Source organism: Streptomyces sp. TAA040, from assembly GCF_000424845.1.
On record NZ_AUKR01000028.1, the window covers coordinates 21114 to 44101 of the forward strand.

The following is a 22988-nucleotide window of genomic DNA, read 5'->3' on the forward strand; positions in this document are numbered from 1 at the left end:
CGGTCGGCACGAGGTGGCCGAGCACGTTCATCGCCACCAGCGCGGACACCCGTTCCGGCAGCCCGGCCGCGAGCACGTCGCGGTCGATCACCGTGACCCGCCGGGACAGTCCGCGTCCCCGCCGAGCCGGCCCAGCAGCGCGGTGCGCAGTGCGGGGTGCGGCTCGACGGCGAGGATCTCGGCTCCCGGGAGGGCACGTGCGATCACCGCGACCCCCTCGCCGCTGCCGGCACCGGCGTCGACGACCGGCCCTGCCGACGCGTCACACCCCTCCAACGCCCGGCCGAGGGCCGGCCCCAGTTCCCGCCAGGCCAGCGGCAGCAGCGCCGTGACGTACTCGGCGGTGCGGTCGTAGAACTCGTTCGTCGCCGCGTCGGCCATCTCTCGCCCTCCTCGGCGATGATTATCATTCGCATTAACAGTCGAGGGCCGTGCCCCGGGAGGGCAGCATGGCGGGCGGCGGCGACTTCGGAGAGCATTGACGCAGGCCGGAACGCCCCCAGACGGCGTCACGGCCGCGATGAACAGAGCGCCGGCGGGGGCCGTACCTCCCCGTGAAGCGTCCACGGACCAGGAAGGTCTTCGCACATGTCGCACGCAGTCACCAACCGCCGCACCCTGCTCGCCGCCGCGGGAGCCGCCTCACTCGCCGCAGGACTCACCGCCTGCGGGGACTCGGGCAGTTCGGACGGCGGCACCGACCCCGAGTCCTCCGAGGGCGGCACCGGCGCACCGGAGGGCGGGCAACCGGAGGGCGGGGGCGAGCAACTGGCGAGCACCGGCGACATCCCGGAGGGCGGCGGTGCGGTATTCCAGGACGAGAAGGTGGTGGTGGTCCAACCCTCCGGCGGCGAGTTCAAGGCGTACTCCGCCGAGTGCACCCACAAGGGCTGCCTGGTCGCCGAGGTGTCGGACGGCAGCATCAACTGCCTGTGTCACGGCAGCAAGTTCAGCATCGCCGACGGCAGCGTCACCGCGGGACCCGCCCAGCAGCCGCTGTCCACGGCGAATATCACGGTCGAGGGCGACGCGATCCGGCTGGCCTGAGCAGCCGCCGCATCCGGCCGCTCCGCGGGCGCCCACCCGGCATCCGGGGGCGGGCGCCCGCTGCCGACTCGGCACGGCCGTCAGCCGGTGCGCCGGGGCTCCACCGGCCGCACGGCGCGGGCCACCGCCTCGGCCACCGCGTCCACCTCCTCGTCCGCGAGCGGTGAGACCGTCAGGCGCACTCCGGGCGGCGAGGTGAGGCGGAAGCGCGCACCTGGCGCGACCGCCCAGCCGGATTCGAGCAGCCGGCTCACCACCCCCGTCTCTTCCGCGACCGGAAGCCAGACGTTCATGCCGCTCCTGCCCCCGGCCGACACGCCGCGCGCAGCGAGAGCCGCAAGGAGCGCCTCACGGCGGCGGTCGTACGAGGCGGCCCCCGCGGAGAACCCCGCGCCGTCCCGCCAGAGGTGCGCGACCACGTCCTGGAGCAGGTGGCTGACCCACCCGGGACCGAGGCGCTGGCGCCCCTGCACGCGCTCCACGGTACCCGGATCGCCCGTCAGCACGGCGAGCCGGAGGTCCGGCCCGGCGGCCTTGGCCATGGAGCGGACGAGCACCCGGAGCGGGGACGCGGGGGACGCGAGCGGCCGGAGCGGAAGCCCGGTGATGCCGTGCCCGTGGTCGTCCTCGACCAGCAGGACGTCCGGGTACGCGCCGAGGACGGCCCGCAACTCCTCGGCCCGGGGCTCCGAGAGCACCGCGCCGGTCGGATTCTGCGCCCGGTCGGTGACGATCAGGGCGCGCGCGCCCGCACGCAGCGCCCGGTCCACGGCGTCCGGGAGCGGACCCTCGTCGTCCACCGGGACCGGTACCGAAACCAGACGCAGCGCCGGCAGCAGGTCGAGCAGGCTGCCCCACCCCGGGTCCTCCACCGCCACCCGGTCACCGGGCCGGAGCCGGGCGTGCAGCACCCGCTCGATGGCGTCCAGTGCGCCTGAGGTGACGGCGAGCGGGCCGCCCGGGACGCCGTCGGCGGCGAACGCGGCACGCGCCACCTCGGCCAACCGGTCGCTCACCGCCGGGTGGCCGTAGAGGACGGGGGTGCGCGCGCCGCGCTCCGCGGCCTCCGCGAGGGCGGGGAGCAGTGAGGGGAGCAGTGAGGGGTCCGGGTTGCCCTGCGAGAGGTCCCGCGCCCCCGCGGGCACGGGCACCCGGATCGCCTCCCTCGGGCTGGTGGCCGGGCGGTCCCGCACCCGGGTGCCGCGCCGCCCGGCCGTCTCCACCACACCGCGCTCCCGCAGTGCCCGGTAGGCGGCGGCGGCGGTGTTCGGGTCGACGCCCAGCCGCCTCGCGAGCTCCCGCATCGGCGGCAGCACCGCACCGGGGGCCAACCGGCCCTCCGACACGGCCTGTTCGACGCTTGCGGCGATCTCGGCGGCACGACGTCCGGTGATGCGATATTCTTCTAGCACAAACAAGAGTATGCACTAGTACGTAAGCGAGAACAACGGGAGACCGACCGTGTCCGACACCGACTACCCGTCGACCGCCCGCACCTCGCCGACCCGGTCCCGCGAGCGTGTCCACTACGACCGGGAACTCGTGCACGGGATACTCGACCAGAGCTGCGTCTGCCACCTCGGCTTCGTCCGGGAGGGCCTGCCCGTGGTGCTCCCCACTCTGTACACGCGGCTCGGCGAGGTGCTCTACCTGCACGGCTCGACGGGCGCCGCCGCACTGCGCGCCGCCCAACGCCCCGGCGGACTCGCGGTGTGCGTCACGGTCACCCTGGTCGACGCCCTGGTGCTCGCCCGGTCGGGGATGCACCACTCGGTCAACTACCGCTCCGTGGTCGCCCACGGCGCGGCGCGGCCGGTCACGGACCCGGCGGAGCAGAAGCGGGTCCTGAACGCCCTGGTCGACCAGGTGCTCCCCGGCCGGGCGGCGGACACCCGTCCGCCCGACGCCAGGGAGCTCGCCGCCACCGCGGTGCTCGCCCTCGACCTGTGCGAGGTCTCGGCCAAGGTCCGCACCGGCGGCCCCGCCGACGACCCGGGCGACGTCCCCCTCCCGCACTGGAGCGGCACGGTGCCCCTCCACACCCGCTACGGCGAGCCCGTCCCCGCCGGCGACCTGGACCCCGCGATCCCGGTCCCCGACTACCTCCGCGATGCCCTCGGGGCACCGGCCCGGCACTGAGCCCGGGCGCCCGCGGCACCGCGCCCGCGGACCGCTACGGGACGGACCCGGCGGTGCTCTGCTCGACGCCCGGCTCCCCCGCCGCCGCGGAGGGACCGCCCTGCGGCACCGGGAGCGGCTCCGGTGCGGCGGGGGCGGCGCGCTGGGCGACGTAGGCACCGCACAGGACCACGGCGCCGCCGAGCACCTGGGCCGCCGCCAGGTGCTCCTTGAGCAGCACCCACGCAAGCCCGGTGGCGATCACCGCCTCCAGGCAGGCGACCACCCCGGCCACCTGCGGCGAGAGCCGTCGCACCGCCACCACACCGGTCACGTAGGCCGCCACTGTGGCGATCAACACGATCCAGGCGAGCAGGACGGCCGCGGGCACCCACGCGCGGCCCATCGCCGCCTGCCCGGCCAGGACGTCCCAGTCGGTGCGCCAGGGGCGGGCGACGGCCGTCAGCAGCAGGGCGCCGACCAGCAGTCCGTACGCGATCACCCCGAGCGGCTCCGGTGCGGGGCGGCCATCCGCGCGCCCGTGGTCGGACAGCACGAAGTAGCCGACCTGGCAGCAGGCGGCACCCAGGGCGAGCAGCAGTCCGACCGCGTCGAAGGCGAGACCGGACCAGATCTCCACGACACAGGCGAGGCCGCCGACGGCCAGTACGACCCCGGCGCCCGCCGCGCGCGCCACGGGTCGGCGCTGAACGAAGCGGACCCAGCCCAGCACCAGGGCGGGAGCCAGGTACTCGATCAGCAGGGCCACCCCCACCGGGATCCGGGAGATCGCGGCGAAGTAGCAGGCCTGCACCCCCGCGACCGCGAACAGTCCGAAACCGGCGAGCAGCGCGGGCCGCTCCCACACCAGGCGCCGATGGCGCCAGGCGGCCGGCAGCAGGACCAGCGCCGCCCCCGTCACCCGGAGCCAGGTCACCTGGAGCGGTCCCAGGCCCGCTTCGATCAGCGGCTTCGCGGCCACACCGGAACCGCCGAAAGCGAAGGCGGAAAGGAGCGCCAGGGCCGTCCCCGTGCGGAGTGCGGGGTTCGTCGGAGAGGGCATGGCCCCATCATGCCCACCCGGTACAGGAGTGTCGATCCTTTCACCCCTGTCGCCGGTGCGCCGGTGGCCCTCGGTCGGCGGGGCAGCCGCGCGATCTCCGCAACCGTTGCCCGGCGCCGCTCGTCACCCCTGGGTGAGAGAAGGCGCCCACTGCCAGGGAGGCTCATGGCCACACGCGCCGAGGTCCGAGTGCACACCTGGATGGTGGCGCTGCTCGGCGCGGACCGCCGCCAGTACGTCTACCGGGTCTACGCCCCGCCCGACGCGCTGCCCGGCGACCTCTTCTGGTCCACCTTCCACCGGCACGACGAAGAAGGGCTGCCGCCCGCCTCGGACGCCTTCGACAGCGCCGAGATATGGCGGCTGCGGCGCGCCTGAACCCGCCCTGCCCCGTGTGGACGAACGCCGCCACTCAGGCCGTCGGCAGCCAGCCGACGCGGTCGGCCAGCAGCGCGTACCCGAGGAACGCGACGATGTCGATCAACGCGTGCGCCGCGACCAGCGGGCCCACCCGTCCCCAGCGCCGGTAGAGCAGGACGAACACCACGCCCATCACGAGGTTCCCGACGAAGCCCCCGATGCCCTGGTAGAGGTGGTACAGGCCGCGCAGCAGGGCGCTCGTCCCCAGCGAGGCCGAGGCCGACCAGCCCAGCTGATCCAACCGCCGGAGCAGGTAGCCGACAACGATCACCTCCTCCAGCACGGAGTTCTGCACAGCGGAGAGGACGAGCACCGGGAACTTCCACCAGACCTCGGGCAGCGACTCCGGCACGACGGTCAGGTTGAATCCCGCCGCCGTGGCTCCCAGGTACAGCGCCAGTCCGCTGCCGCCGATCACAGCCGCCACCAGCGCCCCCCGCGCCAGGTCCGAGCCCGGACGCCGCAGGTCGAAACCGATCGACCGCACCCCGTCCGCGTCCGCCGGCTCCTCCGCCCCGGCGGCGCGGTCCGGGCCGGGCCGCTGCTGCGAGGCGCGGGCGCGCAGCCGGTCCCGCAGCAGCAGGTGGGCCACCAGGGCGACGGGCGCCAGCGCCGTGGTGATACCGAAGAGCTGCCAGGCCAGGTCCAGCCATGGCCGGTCGGGGGCGAGCGAGCCGTTGAGGTTCGCGGCCTGGTCCCGCAAGCCGCCCGGCCGGGTGAGCGAACCGGTGAAGCTGATCAGGGCGGAGACGGCGCTGGCCCCCAGCGACAGCGCCAGGACCAGGAGCGTCTCCTGCCGCAGCGTCCGGCGCGTCCGCCAACCAAGGGGTGTACCGGTCGCCGTCGCCTCGGGCTCTGCCCGCACCGTGCCTCCGCATGAGGGTTCTCGTCGGTCGTTCACGACGCGCGCCCCGGCGGCGGATCGCGGACGCATCCGCACGGGGCCGACGGCGTCCCCGGCAGCGTACCCGCGGCGGCTACGGACCCGGCGGCCAGCAGTGCACCGGCTCGCCCTCGCGCACGTGCTCGCAGTAGCGCCGGACGGTGGCGGCGAGCGCCTTCTCCCGGTCCAGCCCGCTCTCGCGGGCGCGGTGGTACGCCGCGACCTGCCAGGCCGCTCCGTTGGTGCGGCGGCGGCAGCGGCCCTCGATGACACCGAGGTAGCGGTCCCGGTCGGCGGGCTCCACACCCCACGCGTCGAGTCCGGCGGCGGCCAGCGGCAGCAGTTCCTCCAGCACCAGGCGGTCGGCGGGAACGGTCGCCAGGCCACCGCCGCGGCCCGGACGGGGCCACTGGAGGCGGGCGTCGATGCCGTGGCGGCAGGCGGCCCGCAGGTTCTGCTCCGCGGTGGCGAAGGGGAGCCGGCTCCACACCGGCCGGTGCTCGTCGGCGAGCGCGCGCACCAGGCCGTAGTAGAAGGCCGCGTTCGCCAGCACGTCGGTGACCGTCGGCCCCGCGGGGAGCACCCGGTTCTCCACCCGCAGGTGCGGCACACCGTCGGCGATGTCGTAGACCGGGCGGTTCCACCGGTAGATCGTCCCGTTGTGCAGGACGAGCTCGGCGAGCGAGGGCACAGCGCCGGAGGCCAGTGCCTCCAGCGGGTCCTGTGCGTCGCACACCGGCAGCAGCGCGGGGAAGTAGCGCACGTTCTCGGCGAACAGGTCGTGGACCGAGTCGATCCACCGCTCGCCGAACCAGGTGCGGGGCCGCACACCCTGCTCGCGGAACTCGGGCGGTCGGGTGTCGGTCGACTGGAGGAAGAGCGGTATCCGGGATTCGCGCCACAGTTCACGGCCGAAGAGGAAGGGCGAGTTGGCACCCACCGCCACTTGCGCCGCCGTCACCGCCTGGGCCGCGTTCCACACGTCAGGAAAACGCTCGGGGGTGACCTGGAGATGCAATTGCACGGAGGTGCACGCCGCCTCGGGTGCAATGGAGTCGGAAACGTAGTCGAGATGTTCCACCCCCTCGATGTCGAGTACGACCTCCTCCCCGCGCGCCACCATGATCTGCTCGTTCAGGAGGGTGTAGCGGTCCGCGGCGGAGAGGTTCGCCGACACCAGATCGCCTCCGGTGAGGGTGGGCAGAATGCCGATCATCACGATTCCCGCGTCCACCTCCCCCGCCTTTCGGTCGGCATACGCCAGCCCGGTGCGCAGTTCCTCGGCCAACTGGTCCAGGACGCGGCCGGTGAGCTCGTGCGGGACGATGTTCACTTCGAGGTTGAACTGGCCGAGCTCGGTCTGGAAGTCGTGACTGGCGATGCGCGTGAGGACCTCCGCGTTCATCATCCGGGGCATTCCGGCGGCGTCCGCGAGATTCAGCTCGATCTCCAGCCCCATGCGGTTGCGCGGACCCTGGAAGCGGCGCTGCGCCAGCATCTGCTCCAGACCGGCGAGACAGCGGTGGAGCTTCTCCCGGTAACGCCTGCGGTCCGACAGAGCGAATCCGTCGGCCGCGACCTTCTCCCCCATCGCTGGGCCCCTCCTCGACTGAACGCGTTCCCGGATGATGCCCTGCCCCGTGATCGACAACTCCCCGGGAAGACTCTCACGGCGGCGCTCCGTCCACACCTATCAGCAGGCACATTACGACGGCATACTGGAGTGTGTTCCCGATACCTCCGGCGCGCATTGCCGACGGGCGATTTCCGGCCTCCCACCGGCGCGGATGAGCCGAGGCCCGCGCCCCGGAGCGGAAAACCCACCGGCGGGCCCCCGCAGCCGATGTCCGGATGGACTCTTGCCGGAAACATTCCGAGCGGCTAGCGGAAAAGCGAGGGGAACATTTGTCGTATACACTCCGAGCTGAGGCTGTGACGTGACGCCCGAGGGCGCCGGTCCCCGCACGACCTCCCGACCGCCCAGGCGGTCCCGGCTCGCCGACAGCGTCGTCCGCGCCCCGCCACGCACCCCGTGACTCACGAGCGAGAGGCGACCCACCATGTCCTTGCACACCCTTGTCGCACCTGCCCCCGCGCTGCGCACCGTGCACGCGGCACTCGGTTCCGCCGCCGCCGTCCGCGGCGCCCGCACGCCGCTCGCGATCCGTGCGGTCGGCAGCACGCTCCGGCCCGAACTCCCGCTGCCCGTGCACGTCCTGAGCGGACTCGACGCGCCGACCGGGCCCCCGCGGACCACCCTCACCGGGTGGCGCTTCCTGCTCCGCGGCAACGGGCCGGCGGTAGGCACGGCCGAGACCGTGCTGACCCCGGACGGGTATGCCTTCTCGCACTTCGGTGAGGGCCCCTACGTGGCCTCTGCCGAGAACGCCCTGCGCCGGGCCGCAGCCCTGCCGGGGTCCTACCAGCCGCGGCTGCTGTCCATCCCGGAGCTCTACATGCTGACGCTGTGGCTGCACGCGGACGCGGGCGCCCCGCAGGACGAGGCGGAGCCCGCACTCACGGACTCCGACCTGCTGGTGCCGCTGGCGCCCGCCCCGCCCGGTATCGCGGCGGACCGGCCGCACCGGGTGGACGAGTTGCTCCCCCTGCTGAGCCACCGGCTGCTGCCCGGCCCGATGCTGGAGGCGCCGGCCGCCTGACCGCGCGGAACGGCGAGGGGCCACGGAACCGTTGACGGTTCCGTGGCCCCTCGCCGTTCCGCGCGGTCAGGCGGGGCGTACGTCCCGGGGCGGACGCGCCCCGCCCTCAGGCAACCGCCCGCACGGGTGACACGTCTTCACCCGATGAGGAGCGGTGCCCCGAAATCCCTGCGGAACCCTCTTGGCAGGACGACACTGGGTACCGGCAGTCGGATCGAAACGGGGAACTGCCATGAACGCAGGAAACGTCGAAGCCGTACACCGCGGCGAACCGTGCCGCAGTACGAGTACCACTCCACAGCGAAAGAACTCCGCCATGTGTCAGCACCAGCCGCCCTGCCCCTCAGCCGCCTCAGTCGACCGGGAGGCCGCCCACCTCGTGGCCCACCACCCGGAGCAGGGCTGGAGTCTGCTGTGCAACGGCGTCCTCCTCTTCGAGGACACCGGGGAGCTGCTGCCCGACGGTCGGATCATCGCACCGCACCGCCCGCCGGGCGGCGGCCGGTTCACCGCGACGGTCTGAACGGTGGGCCGGCGGCCCGGGCACCGAGCCGGGCGGTCCACCGCACTGCCCGGACGACCGCTCAGCCGTCGTACGCGTCCAGGGGCGGGCAGGAGCAGACGAGGTTGCGGTCACCGAACGCGCCGTCGATCCGCCGCACCGGCGGCCAGTACTTGTCGGACGCCGCCGCTCCCGCGGGGAACACGGCCGTCTCACGGGTGTACGGGCGATCCCACTCCCCCACGAGCTGCTCCGCGGTGTGCGGGGCACCGCGCAGCGGGTTGTCCTCGACCGTCCACTCCCCCGATCCCACCTTCTCGATCTCCGCGCGAATAGCGATCATCGCCTCGCAGAACCGGTCGATCTCCGCGAGGTCCTCGCTCTCGGTCGGTTCGATCATCAGCGTGCCCGCGACGGGGAACGACATGGTCGGGGCGTGGAACCCGTAGTCGATCAGGCGCTTGGCCACGTCGTCGATGCTCACCCCGGTCGCCTTCGTCAGCGGACGGACGTCGATGATGCACTCGTGGGCGACGAGCCCGCCCGGACCGCTGTAGAGCACCGGGTAGTGCGACTCCAGCCGCTTGGCGATGTAGTTGGCGCTGAGCACCGCGACCTGGGTGGCCCGACGCAACCCCTCCGCGCCCATCAGCCGGACGTAGGCCCAGGAGATCGGCAGAATCCCGGCCGACCCCCAGGGTGCGGCCGAGATCGGCCCGATCCCCGTCGCGGGCCCCGCCTCGGGCTGGAGCGGGTGGTTGGGCAGGTACGGCGCCAGGTGGGCGCGCACGCCGACCGGACCGACACCCGGTCCGCCGCCGCCGTGCGGAATGCAGAAGGTCTTGTGCAGGTTGAGGTGCGAGACGTCCGCACCGAACCTGCCCGGCTTGGCGAGCCCGACGAGGGCGTTGAGGTTGGCCCCGTCCACGTAGACCTGGCCGCCCGCGTCGTGGACGGCGGCGCAGATGTCGGAGATGTTGTCTTCGAACACGCCGTGCGTGGACGGGTAGGTGACCATCAGGACGGCCAGTTCGTCCGCGTGCCGCTCGATCTTGTCCCGCAGGTCGGACACGTCGACGTCCCCGGTCTCGCCGGTCCTCACCACCACGACCCTCATCCCGGCCATCACCGCGCTCGCGGCGTTCGTGCCGTGCGCCGAGGAGGGGATCAGGCAGACCGTGCGCTCGGTGTCGCCGTTCGCACGGTGGTGGGCACGGACCGCGAGCAGACCCGCCAGTTCGCCCTGCGAGCCGGCGTTCGGCTGGACGGACACCTTGGCGTAGCCGGTGAGTTCGGCCAGCCGCTCCTCCAGCTCCCGGATCAGCGTCAGGTAGCCCTCGGCCTGCTCGGCCGGCGCGAAGGGGTGCAGCCCGCCGAACTCGGGCCAGGTGATCGGCTCCATCTCGGTGGTCGCGTTCAGCTTCATCGTGCAGGAGCCCAGCGGGATCATGCCGCGGTCCAGCGCGTAGTCGCGATCGGCGAGCCTGCGCAGGTAGCGCAGCATCGCCGTCTCCGAACGGTGCCGGTGGAAGACGGGATGGGTCAGGAAGTCGTCCTCGCGCAGCAGCCCGGCCGGAAGCGCGTCGGCCACCCGGGAGTCGAGCGCGTCCACGTCGGCCCGGACCCCGAACGCGCCCCAGACGGCGGTGAGCTGCTCCGGCCCGGTGGTCTCGTCGCAGCTCACGCCGACCCGGTCGTCGTCCGCCTGCCACAGGTTGACGCCGGCAGCGCGGGCCGCGGCCACCACCTCGGCGGCCCGCCCCGGGACGTGGCCGGTCACGGTGTCGAAGTAGGACTCGTGCACCACCTCGACGCCGCCCTCGCGGAGTCCCGCGGCCAGGATCGTGGCCAGTCGGTGCGTGCGGCGGGCGATGGAGCGCAGTCCGTCCGGTCCGTGGTGGACCGCGTAGAGGCCGGCCATGACCGCGAGCAGGACCTGCGCGGTGCAAATGTTGCTGGTGGCCTTCTCCCGGCGGATGTGCTGCTCGCGGGTCTGCAGGGCCAGGCGGTAGGCCTTCTTCCCCGAGGCGTCGACCGAGACGCCGACCAGTCGGCCCGGCAGGTTGCGGGCGAACCTCTCCCGGACCGCCATGAAGCCGGCGTGCGGGCCGCCGAAGCCCATCGGCACGCCGAAACGCTGGGTGGTACCGACCGCGACGTCGGCTCCCAGCTCGCCGGGCGAGGTCAGCAGCGTCAGCGCGAGCAGGTCGGCGGCGACCGTGACGATCGCGCCCAGCTCGTGGGCACGGTCGACGACCGGCCCCAGGTCGCGGACGCGTCCGTCCGCACCGGGGTACTGGAGCAGCACCCCGAAGACACCGCGCTCGGCGAGCTCCGCCGGGATGTCCTCGGTGAGGTCCGCGACGACGACCTCGACGTCGGCCGGTTCGGCGCGGGTTCTGATCACGGCCACGGTCTGCGGCAGGCAGGCGGCGTCCACCAGGTACACCCCGCCCTTGACCTTGCCCACCCGGCGCGAGAGCGACATGGCCTCGGCCGCCGCGGTGGCCTCGTCCAGCAGCGAGGCTCCCGAGGTGGGCAGCCCGGTGAGGTCGGCGACCATCGTCTGGAAGTTGAGCAGCGCCTCCAGCCGGCCCTGCGAGATCTCCGGCTGGTACGGGGTGTACGCCGTGTACCAGGCCGGGTTCTCCAGGACATTGCGCAGGATGACCGGCGGGGTGAAGGTGCCGTGGTAGCCGAGTCCGATCATGGAGTCGAGCACCTGGTTCCGCCCGGCCAGGTCGCGGAGCTCCGCGAGCACCTCGGCCTCGCTGCGTGCGTCGGGGAGGTCGAGGGACTCGGTCGACTTGATGACGTCCGGCACGGCGGCACGGGTCAGCTCGTCGAGCGAGCCGTAGCCCACCTGTGCCAGCATCTTGGCCTGCTCCGCGCTGTCCGGCCCGATGTGCCGCTCCGCGAAGGGGACGGAGTGCTGGAGAGCGGCAAGGCCGACTCGGTCTGTGGTCATCTGGAGGCCTCCTGGTCTGCGCGACCTTCGAGGGGCACCGCGGCGCGGGTGCCCGTCCGGCCTCCCCCTCTGTCATCTCGACCTGAGAGTTTCACCGGTCCGCAGGGTGCTCGGGCCGGCTTTCACCGTCGGTGAGGGGGAACCGTGGGGCGGCTTGCGCTCCCGGATCGCCCTGCTTTCCAGAGTGACCTCGCCTGCGCGGTACGTGGGCCTGAGAGATTCCGGGGAGGGTTTGCTCCTTCGGCGCCCGCCGACCTGGGCCGGTGGGCTCTCCCGCGCGGGGTCGACAGCCACCGCCGAGCTTACCAGCGCCCACCGGCACCGGTCTGTGGTGCGGCTCTCGACTGGCCGGGGCGGCCGATGTGGTCTTTGCTGGGAGGGAGGTGGTGGGAACTCCTGCGGGACGCCCGCGAACCATCGGGAGGCACAGTGCACACCGACATCGATCCGCACAGTCTCATCGGCCGAAAGGCCCTCGACCAGGACGGCGTCAGGATCGGGACCGTCGACGAGGTCTACCTCGACGACGCGACGGGACGGCCCGAGTGGGCGTCGGTGCGCACCGGCCTCTTCGGTCGCGACGCCTTCGTGCCGCTGACGCCGAGCGAGTTCGTCGACGAGCAGTTGCGTGTCCCGTTCCGCCGGGCGCTGATCAGGGAGGCGCCCGACTTCGGAGTCGGCCGCCACCTCAGCCCCGAGCAGGAACTCCAGCTCGCCCATCACTACGGACTGCACCCGGCGAGCCCGAGGGACGCCCCGCCGCCGGGCGAGGAGCGCGAGTTCGGCACGGTCGCCGGCAGCGGTACGGCCGGGCACCGCCGGGACGGGGACGACGCGGTCGGGGAGGCTGGAGTGGAGAGGGCCGCGGGAGCCGGGCCGGAGGCGGCACCCCGTCAGCCGGGGAACGACCCGGACTGATCTCCCGCCGGCCCCGGGACCAGCGGCAGCGGCTCTCCGCGGCTCAGCTCCGGATCGTCCGCGGCGAGAGTGCGCACCCGGCCCGGTGGGGAGTCGGGGCGCTCGAAGCGCACCGTCACGCGGCCCAGCCCGCCGCCCTGCACCCAGCCGGGCCCGTGCACGGTGTGGCGGACGTCCAGGCCGGGCAGCAGCCACTGCTCCCGGCGGAGTTCCGGTGGGGAGTCCGCCGGCACCGTCTCCGCACCGTCCCCGCCCCGCGGTTCGGGCGCGGAGGGCTCGTCCGCACCCGCGAACTGAGCGAAGAGGTCCTCCTGGGCGTAGTCGGCCAGTCCGCTCACCCCGACCCCCAGCAGCCGCACCCCCGTGGTGGTGTCCACCGACTCGACCAGCCGGGCGGCCGCCTCCCGGACGACCCGGGTGTCGTCGGTCGGCCCGCGGAGGGTCTCCGACCGGGTGAGAGTGGCGAAGTCGTGGCTGCGCACCTTGACCACCACGGTGCGTCCGGACCGGCCGGCCGCCCGCAGCCGCTCCGCGCAGCGGTCGGCCAGGTGGCCGACCTCCCACTGGATCCGCCCCCGGTCGGTGAGGTCGATGTCGTAGGTGTCCTCGACCGACACGGACTTCGACGCCCGGTCCGTGACGACCGGGCGGTCGTCGACGCCCCGGGCCATGGTGTGCAGGGAGAGCCCGTGGGCCCGGCCCAGCAGCCGCACCAGTTCCGCCTCGCCGGCCAGCTCGGCCTCGCCGACCGTGCCGATGCCGGCCCTGCGGAGCACCTCGCCGGTGGCCGGCCCGACCCCGGGCAGAATCCGCACGGACTGCGGGGCGAGCAGCGCGCGCTCCGTCCCCGGCTCGATGAGCCGCAACCCGTCCGGTTTCGCCCGCTCGGAGGCGATCTTCGCCAGCATCTTGGACCCCGCAAGACCGACGGACCCGCTGAGTCCCGTGGCGGCACGGATCGCCCTCCGCAGTTCCGCGCCGACCGCCTCGGCCGCCTCGGCCGTGCCCGGCACACCGCCCGCGGCCAGGTCCACGAAGGCCTCGTCCAGACTGAGCGGCTCCACCAGCGGGGAGAGCGTCGCGAGGATGCCCATCACCGTGTCGCTGAGCCGCCGGTAGAAGCCGAAGCGTGGGGTGAGGTAGGCGGCGTTCGGGCAACGCCTGCGGGCCTGCGCGGTGGGGAGTGCCGAGTGCACGCCGAACCGGCGCGCCTCGTAGGAGGCCGTGGCCACCACACCGCGCGGGCCGAGCCCGCCCACCACCACGGGCTTGCCCCGCAGACTGGGCTTGGCGGCCTGCTCGACGCTCGCGAAAAACGCATCCATGTCCAGATGCAGAATGCTCGGTGCGCTTCTCACACCCACCTATGCTGCCGCACGGGTCCGACAACGGCCCGCCGCACGGCTTCGGAGGACGGGCCGCACGGCGCCGTGCGGACGCTCCCGTTCAGCCGGCCCGGTTGCGGCGGCGGGCCAGCTCGTCGGACGGGTTGTCCGCGACGAGCGTCTCGCCGGTGTCCACCCGCTCCGCGTGCAGCTGGGACAGGGCGGTGCGCACGTCGCGCCACACCACGCCGACCGCGATGCCGAAGACGCCCTGACCGCCCTGGAGGAGGTCGACGACCTCGTCGGGGGAGGTGCACTCGTGGACGGTGGCTCCGTCGCTCATCAGCGTCATCCGGGCCAGGTCGTGCGGTCCTCTGGTGCGCAGGTGCCGCACCGCGGTGCGGATGTTCTGCAGCGACACCCCCGCGTCCAGCAGCCGCTTGACGATCTTGAGCACCACCACGTCGCGGAACCCGTAGAGCCGCTGACTGCCCGATCCCCTCGCCGAGCGGACGCTCGGCTCGACCAGGCCCGTACGGGCCCAGTAGTCGAGTTGCCGGTAGGTGATGCCGGCCGCGGCACATGCGGTCGGACCGCGATATCCCACCTGTTCCTCGGGCTCCTCGCCGGGTTCGGGACCCGGCTCGGGTACGGGTTGCGCCGGTGCTCCGTACCACGGAGAGGGGCCCTCGGCCGTCCTGCCGTCGCCGGTGCTTCTCACGCCGACCCTCCATCCCTTCACGTCCCGGGGAACCTTCCGGGACCAGCCTCCATGACGGTAGGCAGTCGCTCGGGGTGCGTCAACGATCGCCACACTCGGCACGCCGGGTGAAAATGACCCATCGAGTGGTTTGACGTTACTTCAGAGCGGGAACGGGCGTCTTTTGGACCTGTTTCCGTCTCACTGGTTGCTGCCGAAGTCCTCCGGCGAGATCTGGTCCAGGAACTCCCGGAACTTCTCGACCTCATCCTCCTGCTCATCCGGGATGGCGATCCCCGCGTCGTCCAGGACGGCGTCGCTGCCGTAGATCGGCGTACCGGTACGCAGCGCGAGGGCGATGGCGTCCGAGGGGCGCGCACTCACCTCGGCGCCGCCGGCGAACACCAACTCGGCATAGAACACCCCTTCGCGCAGGTCCGTGATCCGGACCGCGGTGAGTTCCTGACCGACCGCCTCCAGCACGTCCTTGAACAGATCGTGCGTCAGCGGACGGGCCGGGGTCATGCCCTGCTGGGCGAAGGCGATCGCGGTCGCCTCCCCCGGTCCGATCCAGATGGGGAGGTAGCGGTCGCCTCCCACTTCACGCAGGAGCACGATCGGCTGGTTGGAGGGCATCTCCACCCGGACACCCACGACGTCGAGCTCATTCACACGGCAACCCTAGGACGTGCGCCACCTGTTTGGGTAGTCGGGAACCCCGCGGCGCGGTTCACCCCGACCCCTTGACACGCAGCGCGGACTGGACGAATGCGGCATGCAGACGCACCGAGAGCGAGGCAAGTTCCCCCGCCGTGGCCTCCGCACACGCCCGGATCTGCGGATTGCGGTGCCGCCGCAACGGCGCCACCACCTGCTCCACGAGGCCCGCCTCGCGTTCGGCGGCCGCCTTCACTGCACGCAGGTGACGCGGTTCGAGGCCGTACCCGCCCAGCCCGGCCACGAGCCGGGCCACCTCGACCGCCTCCGGCGGATATCCATCGTCGTCGAGCGGCGGGATCAGGCCGTGGGACTCCCATTCGGCCAGCTGCTCCGCCGAGATGCCCGCGGCCGCCAGCAGCTCCGCCCTGCCGAGTGCCACCGGGGCGGGCTCCCCCGACGGTCGGGCGGCCTCCAGGAGTCCGTCGGGAAGCGCGGACACTCCGGCTCGCCCCGGGAGCACCGGCTGCTCGCCCCGGTCCCGCGCATCGAGGTGCTCTCTGATCACCCGCAGCGGCAGGTAGTGGTCGCGCTGCATCCGCAGCACGCTGCCGAGGCGCTCCACGTCCCGGGCGCTGAACTTGCGGTAGCCCGAGGGCGTGCGCTGCGGCTCGACCAGGCCCTCGGACTCCAGAAAGCGGATCTTGGAGACGGTTACCTCGGGGAACTCCTCGCGCAGCAGGGCGAGCACGGCCCCGATACTCATCGGGCCGCGCTCCGTGGTGGCGGTGCCGTTGCCGGCACCGCCCGACGGTGTGTGAAGCATGAACCTTCCCTGGAGGGGCCTGTCAGATGCTTCGCTGGCTGGCGAAGAACACCAACCGGAACTTTCCGATCTGGACTTCGTCGCCGTTGGTGAGGACGACGGCATCGATGGCCTCGCGGTTGACGTACGTCCCGTTGAGGCTTCCGACATCCGAGGCCGTGAAGTGGCCGTCCCGCCCTCGGCGGAACTCCACGTGGCGCCGGGAGACGGTCACGTCGTCGAGGAAGATGTCGCTCTGCGGATGACGTCCGGCCGTCGTCAGCTCCCCGTCCAGCAGGAACCTGCTGCCGGAGTTCGGGCCCCTGCGGACGATCAGCAGCGCCGATCCCATCGGCAGCGCCTCGACGGCCGCCGTGGCCTCCGGGGAGAGCATCGGCGTCTGACCGGTGACCTCGGCGTCGTACGACTCCAGGCCGGAGATCGAGATCGTCGACGTGGTCTCCGAGGGGCGCTCCGCGGGAGTGCCTCCCCTCAGCGGGGCCCCGCAGTTCGAGCAGAACCTGCTCGCCTCCGCGGCCTCGGCTCCACACCTCGGGCACACCGGCACACTGAACCCTCCACCCTTACTTGAGGCTGATGGTTCTGTGGAACCTATGCGGCCCGATGCGCCCTGGTCAACAGAGGCAGCGCCGTGACCACCCGAATTGCCGCCATCCGGGGCATTGAGCTCGTCACGGAAGAGCGGCCGCTCCGCACCCGCCTCCGGCGCCTCCTCGTCCACCGCGGCTCCGTGCCGCGAGGCGCGGTGACGCGGGGCGGTGTCCCCGGCGTCCCGGCGCTTGCCGAACAACTTCGCAAGAAAACTCACGGGCGATTCCCCTCGCACGAAACAGACCCGCCCGTGGGGCAGGACAGACCCTCATTGCACACACTGGCCGATCCGGACATCCTGGCAACGTCCGTTGCCTCCACACAGTTTCCACCACTCGGCGCCCGGGTGGCGCGTCGGCCCCCCGGAAAGCCACTCACCCGTCTCACCGGGAGGACGACTGAGCGTAATCAGGCTGTTCCTCGGACCGCAAGGCGTCCACGACGATCTTTTCGGAACGCTCGACGGACACCCCGGCCTGCTCGTTCTCCAGCGTCTGCACCACCCCACCAGGGATGTTGAGCGCCGGCTCCAGGTCCTGCGGACGGCCGATGACCTCGAACCGGTACGGCGGCGACACCTTGCGGCCGTCGATCCGCACCCCGCTGTCCGCCTCGGCGAAGTAGGTCCCCGCCACGACCCGCACCTCGTTGATCTGGAGGGCTTCCGCGCCCGCGGCGCGCAGTTCCTGGATAGCATCCAGCAGCCGGTCGGCCTCCACCGCGCCCACCCGGTCCGTGATGGTCAGGCGGATGCCGGGCCCCTCGGCCGCGACGGTGCCGGCCAGCACGCCGAGCTGGCCGGCCCGTTCCCGGGTCTGCTTCCGCGCCTCCTCGGCCTGGTCGGAGCTGTTCTCCAACTCCGACTTCTGCCCCTCGAGACGGGACTTCTCGGACTCCAGCCTGTCGTTGCGCTGGTCCAGCTCCCCCAGAATCCGCACCAGGTCCTCCTGTCGGGCTCCCAGCAGCGAGCTGTCCTCACTGGTCGAGCGGACCTGGATGGCCAGTCCCAGCCCCAGGACACCCAGGAGCACGGCAGTCACCAACTGGTTCCGGTTCACCCGGGGTGGCCAGAGCCCCGCAGCCAGTCGCTGCCGACCGGTGAGCACCGGAGCGGCATTCGCCTGCTGCGGTCCGTCCGCCGCACCATCGGAATCCGCGTGCGAGGCGGCCGCAGCGCCCGTACGGCCCCGCTGCTCGGCCGCTTCCGCCTCGATGCCGGGGGCGGGTTCGCCGCCCGGATCGGGCCGCGGCGACGCCGGGCGCGGCTCCGCCGGGCCCGTGCGCGGCGCCCCGGAGCGGCGCCCCTCGGCGCCGCGGGCCTCTTCGGATTCCCTGTCCTCGCTGCTCATGACCTCACGCCCGGAAGATGTGGCGACGGATCGCCGCGGCATTGGAGAAGATGCGGATGCCCAGCACCACGACCACGCCGGTGGAGAGCTGGGCTCCGACACCCAGCTTGTCCCCCAGGAACACGATCAGTGCCGCCACGACCACGTTGGAGAGGAAGGAGACGACGAAGACCTTGTCGTCGAAGATCCCGTCCAGCATCGCCCGGAGGCCGCCGAAGACCGCGTCCAGCGCGGCGACCACGGCGATGGGCAGATACGGCTCCACGACCGTCGGCACCACGGGCTGCAGGACGAGTCCGGCGACGACTCCCACGATCAGGCCCAGTACGGCGATCACGATGTGCTGCCCTCTCCCTTTTCCACCGGCTCGGCGGTGCGCACGGTCAGGCTCGGTGCGGCGGGCAGCCGCACCTCCTCCTGCTCGGCGATGCTCGTCCGGATTCCGTAGTTCTCCTGCAGCACGTGCAGATACTGCCCGTCCGCACTGTTCTGGAACGCGGTGCTCAGCTCTCGGCTGTCCCCGACCGCGAGCAGGGCGTAGGGCGGCACCAGCGGCTTGTTGTCCACCAGCACCGCGTCGCCCGCGGCGCGGATCGCGGAGAGCGCGGTCAGCCTCTGGCCGTTGATGGCCACCGCCTCCGCACCGGACTGCCACAGGCCGTTCACCACGCGTTGGAGGTCGCGGTCCCTGACCCGGCCGTTGTCGGAGAACTGAGTGCTCTCCCGCGGACCGCCGGCCTCGCCCCCGGTGCCCTCTGCGTCGTCGACGACCAGCTTGATGCCCGGGCCCTCCACCGGGGTCGCCCCGGCGAGCAGCCCGACCAGTTCCCCGGTGTCGCCGCCGTGTTCCCGCAGCGCCTCGCGCTGCATGGCGGCCACGGTCTCGCGGAGCCCGTCCACCCGCTTCTGGAGCCCGTCCGCGTCGGAGGTGCCATTCTTGATCCGCTCGACCAGGTCCTGACGCTCCCTGGCCTCCGTGGGTGCCGCGACGCGCGCCTCGGCGGCGCCGAGCGTCACCACGGAGGCGGCCAGCAGCAGCCCCAGTGCGAGCACGAGTTTACCCCGGAGGCCGGTCGGGAGACGCGAGCACCCCACGGCGCCGCGGCGGGCGGCGGCCTCCGCGTAGCCGTCGTCGAGACTGTGCTCCATCACGTTGGTCAACAGGGACATGGAGGCATCGGGTCGCGCAGGCCGCGGTGCGGTACTCCGTTCGGGGTGCTGCTGCGACATGCCGCACATCGTCGCACGTCGGCCGCCCCTGCGCCGAACGGACCCACCGAAGTGCCCGATCGGGTCAACTCCGGTGGGCCGTCCGGGCGGCGGGACGGCGTGGCGTCAGCGGCCGGCGCTGTCGACCACGGCGGACCACTCGTCCAGCAGGGCCTGGGCGGAGGCCTCGTCCGGCCCCTCTGCCCAGAGATGCGTGATCGCTTCCGCTGGGTCGGGGAGCACCATCACCCAGCGTCCGTCGGACTCCACGACACGCACTCCGTCGGTCGTGTCGACCGACCGGTCGCCAGCCGCCTCCACGACGCTGCGCATCACGAGGCCCTTTACCGCCCACGGCGTGGCCAGGTCGCGCTTGGCCACGTGGGCCCGGGGGATCCGTGCGTCGATCTGACTGAGCGTCAACTGGGTCCTGGCCACGAGTCCGATCAACCGGACGAACGCCGCGGCACCGTCGAAGACCGAGCTGAACTCGGGCACGATGAAGCCGCCGCGGCCGTCGCCGCCGAAGACGGTGGTCTCCTCCCGGCCCACTCGCGTGAGGTCGTCCGGCGAGGTCGTCGTCCATTCGACCTGGGTGCCGTGGTAGGCCGCCACCTGCTCCGCGATCCGGGTGGTCGTCACCGGCAGGGCCACCCGGCCGCTGCGACGTTCCGCCGCGATCAGGTCGAGCAGGACCAGCAGGGCGCGCTGGTCCTCGATCAACTGCCCGCGCTCGTCGACCAGGGAGAGGCGCTCCCCCACGGGGTCGAACCGGACACCGAACGCGGCCCTGGCGGACGCGACGATCTCACCGAGGCGGACCATGCCGGCCTGCCGCGTCTCCGCGGTCTCGGTCGGACGCGACTCGTCCAGTCCGGGGTTGATGGTCAGTGCGTCCACCCCGAGCCGTCCGAGCAGACTGGGCAGCACCAGACCCGCGCTGCCGTTCGAGGCGTCGACGACGACCTTCAGCCCGGCATCGGCGATGCCGCTGGTGTCGAGCTCCCGCAGCAGCGAACCGGTGTACGCGTCGAAGACGCTCGCCGGGAACCGCAGATCGCCGATCTCGCCGGGGAAGGCCCGGCGGAACTCCTGCCGCTGGTATACGCGGTCGAGTTTGCGCTGGGCGGCCTGAGAGAGGTCGGCACCCCGCTCGTCGAAGAACATGATGTCCACGGAGTCCGGTACACCAGGCGTCGTACGGATCATGATGCCGCCGGCGCTGCCCCGGGCCGTCTGCTGGCGCGCCACCGGCAGCGGGACGTTCTCCAGGTCCCGGACGTCGATCGCGCTGGTCTGCAGGGCGGAGATCATCGCCCGCTTCAGTGCGCGCGCACCGCGGGAGTGGTCGCGCGCGGTGGTGACCGTGGAACCCTTCTTCAGAGTCGTCGCGTAGGCGCCGGCGAGTCGCACCGCGAGTTCCGGGGTGATCTCCACGTTGAGAATTCCGGAGACGCCGCGGGCACCGAAGAGATAGGCCTGCCCGCGGGACTCCCAGATGACGGAGGTGTTGACGAAGGCGCCCGCCTCGACCGTCTTGAACGGGTAGACCCGCACGTTGCCCTGGACGATCGATTCCTCGCCGACCAGGCATTCGTCCCCGATGACGGCGCCGTCCTCGATCCTCGCCGCCCGCATGACATCGGTGTTCTTGCCGATCACGCATCCGCGCAGATTGCTCTGCGGACCGATGTAGACGTTGTCGTGGACGACCACCTTGTGCAGGAAGGCACCGCTCTTGACCACCACGTTCGACCCGATGACGGTGTGCTCGCGGATTTCCGCGCCCGCCTCGACCTTCGCGTAGTCGCCGACGTACAGCGGCCCGCGCAGTTCCGCCTCGGGGCTCACCTCGGCACCCTCGGCGATCCAGACCCCCGGGGAGATCTCGAAGCCGTCGATGTCGACGTCGACCTTGCCCTCCAGTACGTCCGCCTGGGCCTTCACGTAGCTCTCGTGGGTGCCGACGTCCTCCCAGTAGCCCTCGGCGACATAGCCGTACACCGGCTTGCCGTCCTTCATCAGCCTGGGGAACACGTCACCGGACCAGTCGACGGAGACGTCAGGTTCGACGTAGTCGAATACCTCGGGCTCCATGACGTAGATGCCGGTGTTCACGGTGTCGGAGAAAACCTGGCCCCAGGTGGGCTTCTCCAGGAAGCGTTCCACCTTGCCCTCGTCGTCGACGATCGTGATGCCGAATTCGAGTGGGTTGGGCACACGGGTGAGGCACACCGTGACCAACGCGCCCTTCTCCCGGTGAAATTCTATCAGCTCGGTCAGGTCGAAGTCAGTGAGCGCGTCACCGGAGATCACCAGGAAGGAGTCGTCCTTGAGTGCCTCTTCGGCATTCTTGACACTGCCGGCCGTTCCGAGCGGCTTTTCTTCGTTGGCATAGGTGAGTTCCATCCCGAGTTCCTCACCGTCGCCGAAGTAGTTCCGGACAAGCGAGGCGAGGAACTGGACGGTAACCACTGTTTCGCTGAGACCGTGCCGCTTCAGCAGCCTCAGCACATGCTCCATGATTGGCCTGTTCACGACAGGCAGGAGCGGTTTGGGCATACTGGCGGTCATCGGGCGAAGACGAGTGCCTTCGCCGCCGGCCATCACGACGGCCTTCATGTCGGTTGCGCCCTCCTTGAAAAGACGACGGTCAATCCGACCGAGCCGCTCCGGACGACCGTGGAACACGTGCCCCGGCGGCGCCTCTGCTCGGCGACGCTGCCATGAGGGAGGCCTGCTCAGTCGGCTGCAGAGTCTGCTCGGAGAATCCGGCGGACCTGAACCACGTACAGGATTCCTGCCCACCAGTAGAGGGATGTACCCCATCCGGCGAACGCCCATCCGAAAACAGCAGCCAGCGACGACACCCAGCCGGATCCGTCACTGAGCAGCAGCAGCGGAAACGCATACATCAGGTTGAACGTCGCCGCCTTGCCCAGGAAGTTGACCTGCGGTGGGGCGAATCCACGACGGTCGAGTACCCAGACCATCGCAAGGAGAACCGCCTCTCTTGCGAGCAGGACGCCGGTCAGCCACAGCGGCAGAATCCCGCGCCAGGTCAGCCCGAGAAGTGTCGACAGGATGTACAGGCGGTCGGCCGCCGGGTCGAGGATGCGCCCCAGGCTGCTCACCTGGTTCCACCTGCGGGCGAGCTTGCCGTCGAGGTAGTCGCTGACCCCGCTCAGCGCCAGGACCAGCAGCGCCCAGAGGTCGAGGTTGGGGCCGCCGAACTCCGGCAGCAGGATGAGCCAGAGGAAGAGAGGGACGCCCAGGAGTCGCGCCATGCTGAGGACGTTGGGGATGGTGAGGATCCGGTCCGTCTGGACCCGGGTCTCCTGGACCTTCACCGGAGCCTCCTGTCGATATGCCTACTATGCCTACGATGCCCCTGACCTTACCGCCACCGCGGTCGCCGGCATCGCGGCCCCCGGGCACACGAGAACGAGCCCTGCCGGATGACCCGGCAGGGCTCTTCACTCAAGAATTGTTCGGCGGCGTCCTACTCTCCCACACACTCCCGCATGCAGTACCATCGGCGCTGAAAGGCTTAGCTTCCGGGTTCGGAATGTGACCGGGCGTTTCCCTCACGCTATAACCACCGAAACACAATGAAACACACACCACCCGCACACACACCCCACCCACCCGAAAACGGGGAATGACATGTGTATGGGGTCTGGTTGCTGTCTCAGAACCAACACAGTGGACGCGAGCACCTACGGACAAGCCCTCGGCCTATTAGTACCAGT

General features: G+C 71.7%; 21 protein-coding genes, 1 rRNA gene, 1 pseudogene and 2 riboswitches. Of the genes and pseudogenes, 6 read left to right on the top strand and 17 right to left on the bottom strand.

The features are described 5' to 3' along the window. Positions 1-87: 87 nt before the first annotated feature. Positions 88-381 carry a hypothetical protein gene (locus tag H300_RS29495; RefSeq protein WP_028428777.1) on the bottom strand — a complete coding sequence of 98 codons (294 nt, stop codon included), beginning with the start codon at positions 379-381 and terminating at the stop codon, positions 88-90. A 207-nt stretch (positions 382-588) separates the two neighbouring features. Between H300_RS29495 and H300_RS0119665 the strand changes: the two genes are divergently transcribed. Next, entirely contained in the window at positions 589-1047 is a 459-nt protein-coding gene (locus H300_RS0119665) for a Rieske (2Fe-2S) protein (protein WP_028428778.1), read from the top strand. Between the two features lie 80 nt (positions 1048-1127). Here H300_RS0119665 and H300_RS0119670 read toward each other — a convergent pair whose 3' ends face one another. Next, on the bottom strand, positions 1128-2459 hold the full coding sequence (locus H300_RS0119670; RefSeq protein WP_028428779.1) for an aminotransferase class I/II-fold pyridoxal phosphate-dependent enzyme: 1332 nt from the start codon (positions 2457-2459) through the stop codon (positions 1128-1130). Between the two features lie 49 nt (positions 2460-2508). On the opposite strand from H300_RS0119670, the gene H300_RS0119675 reads away from it, so the two are divergent. After that, on the top strand, positions 2509-3186 hold the full coding sequence (locus H300_RS0119675; protein ID WP_028428780.1) for a pyridoxamine 5'-phosphate oxidase family protein: 678 nt from the start codon (positions 2509-2511) through the stop codon (positions 3184-3186). A gap of 34 nt (positions 3187-3220) precedes the next feature. Here H300_RS0119675 and H300_RS0119680 read toward each other — a convergent pair whose 3' ends face one another. After that, on the bottom strand, positions 3221-4228 hold the full coding sequence (locus H300_RS0119680; RefSeq protein WP_028428781.1) for an EamA family transporter: 1008 nt from the start codon (positions 4226-4228) through the stop codon (positions 3221-3223). A 165-nt stretch (positions 4229-4393) separates the two neighbouring features. On the opposite strand from H300_RS0119680, the gene H300_RS28050 reads away from it, so the two are divergent. Continuing rightward, positions 4394-4606 (top strand): hypothetical protein, encoded by a 213-nt coding sequence (locus H300_RS28050; RefSeq protein ID WP_037981112.1) that lies wholly within the window; start codon positions 4394-4396, stop codon positions 4604-4606. 34 nt (positions 4607-4640) lie between these two features. Here the strand turns inward: H300_RS28050 and H300_RS0119690 are convergent, their stop codons facing one another. Both H300_RS0119690 and H300_RS0119695 read right to left on the bottom strand, forming a co-directional pair. Then, positions 4641-5513, bottom strand: coding sequence for a CPBP family intramembrane glutamic endopeptidase (locus tag H300_RS0119690; protein WP_051270230.1), 873 nt, complete (start codon positions 5511-5513; stop codon positions 4641-4643). Positions 5514-5625: 112 nt separating this feature from the next. After that, on the bottom strand, positions 5626-7122 hold the full coding sequence (locus H300_RS0119695) for a glutamate-cysteine ligase family protein (RefSeq protein ID WP_028428783.1): 1497 nt from the start codon (positions 7120-7122) through the stop codon (positions 5626-5628). Positions 7123-7591: 469 nt separating this feature from the next. Here H300_RS0119695 and H300_RS0119700 point away from each other — a divergent pair, with 469 nt between their 5' ends. Together H300_RS0119700 and H300_RS0119705 are read left to right on the top strand one after the other, a co-directional pair. Beyond that, a complete protein-coding gene (locus H300_RS0119700; protein WP_028428784.1) occupies positions 7592-8191 on the top strand; it encodes a hypothetical protein in 600 nt (199 codons plus the stop codon). 316 nt (positions 8192-8507) lie between these two features. Continuing rightward, the gene (locus tag H300_RS0119705) at positions 8508-8714 is read left to right on the top strand and encodes a DUF5999 family protein (protein ID WP_028428785.1); all 207 of its coding nucleotides are present in this window, start codon (positions 8508-8510) and stop codon (positions 8712-8714) included. A 61-nt stretch (positions 8715-8775) separates the two neighbouring features. On the opposite strand, the gene gcvP is transcribed toward H300_RS0119705, so the two are convergent. Continuing rightward, positions 8776-11661: an aminomethyl-transferring glycine dehydrogenase gene (gene gcvP, locus H300_RS0119710; RefSeq protein ID WP_028428786.1), complete on the bottom strand. Its 2886-nt coding sequence runs from the start codon at positions 11659-11661 to the stop codon at positions 8776-8778. Between the two features lie 59 nt (positions 11662-11720). Next, positions 11721-11850: riboswitch (glycine riboswitch) on the bottom strand. Further along, positions 11851-11947: riboswitch (glycine riboswitch) on the bottom strand. It abuts the riboswitch before it with no gap. Positions 11948-12090: 143 nt separating this feature from the next. On the opposite strand from gcvP, the pseudogene H300_RS28055 reads away from it, so the two are divergent. Then, positions 12091-12459, top strand: a pseudogene (locus tag H300_RS28055) (PRC-barrel domain-containing protein); the annotation flags it as partial. Between the two features lie 95 nt (positions 12460-12554). Here H300_RS28055 and H300_RS28060 read toward each other — a convergent pair. The 11 genes from H300_RS28060 to rrf all read right to left on the bottom strand — a co-directional run bounded on the left by H300_RS28060 (position 12555) and on the right by rrf (position 22842). Then, a complete protein-coding gene (locus H300_RS28060) occupies positions 12555-13937 on the bottom strand; it encodes a DNA polymerase IV (RefSeq protein WP_078516155.1) in 1383 nt (460 codons plus the stop codon). Positions 13938-14025: 88 nt separating this feature from the next. After that, positions 14026-14625, bottom strand: a complete 600-nt coding sequence (locus tag H300_RS0119725) for a MerR family transcriptional regulator (RefSeq protein WP_028428787.1) — start codon at positions 14623-14625, stop codon at positions 14026-14028. 180 nt (positions 14626-14805) lie between these two features. Beyond that, positions 14806-15276, bottom strand: a complete 471-nt coding sequence (locus H300_RS0119730) for a bifunctional nuclease family protein (protein WP_028428788.1) — start codon at positions 15274-15276, stop codon at positions 14806-14808. Between the two features lie 58 nt (positions 15277-15334). Further along, positions 15335-16087: a transcriptional regulator FtsR gene (gene ftsR / locus H300_RS0119735; protein WP_028428789.1), complete on the bottom strand. Its 753-nt coding sequence runs from the start codon at positions 16085-16087 to the stop codon at positions 15335-15337. A 22-nt stretch (positions 16088-16109) separates the two neighbouring features. Further along, positions 16110-16937 carry an FHA domain-containing protein gene (locus H300_RS30565; RefSeq protein ID WP_078516156.1) on the bottom strand — a complete coding sequence of 276 codons (828 nt, stop codon included), beginning with the start codon at positions 16935-16937 and terminating at the stop codon, positions 16110-16112. 124 nt (positions 16938-17061) lie between these two features. After that, positions 17062-18027 (bottom strand): DUF881 domain-containing protein, encoded by a 966-nt coding sequence (locus H300_RS0119745; RefSeq protein ID WP_028428791.1) that lies wholly within the window; start codon positions 18025-18027, stop codon positions 17062-17064. A gap of 4 nt (positions 18028-18031) precedes the next feature. Further along, complete coding sequence (locus H300_RS0119750; RefSeq protein WP_028428792.1) at positions 18032-18364, bottom strand: small basic family protein; 333 nt, start codon at positions 18362-18364, stop codon at positions 18032-18034. Next, positions 18361-19266 (bottom strand): DUF881 domain-containing protein, encoded by a 906-nt coding sequence (locus tag H300_RS0119755; RefSeq protein WP_199779217.1) that lies wholly within the window; start codon positions 19264-19266, stop codon positions 18361-18363. The genes H300_RS0119750 and H300_RS0119755 overlap by 4 nt, the downstream gene beginning before the upstream one ends. Before the next feature lie 96 nt (positions 19267-19362). Then, positions 19363-21858 (bottom strand): mannose-1-phosphate guanyltransferase, encoded by a 2496-nt coding sequence (locus H300_RS0119760; protein WP_028428794.1) that lies wholly within the window; start codon positions 21856-21858, stop codon positions 19363-19365. 119 nt (positions 21859-21977) lie between these two features. Beyond that, positions 21978-22586, bottom strand: a complete 609-nt coding sequence (gene clsA / locus H300_RS0119765) for a cardiolipin synthase ClsA (protein WP_028428795.1) — start codon at positions 22584-22586, stop codon at positions 21978-21980. A gap of 139 nt (positions 22587-22725) precedes the next feature. After that, a 5S ribosomal RNA gene (gene rrf, locus H300_RS0119770) occupies positions 22726-22842 on the bottom strand. Between the last annotated feature and the right edge of the window lie 146 nt (positions 22843-22988).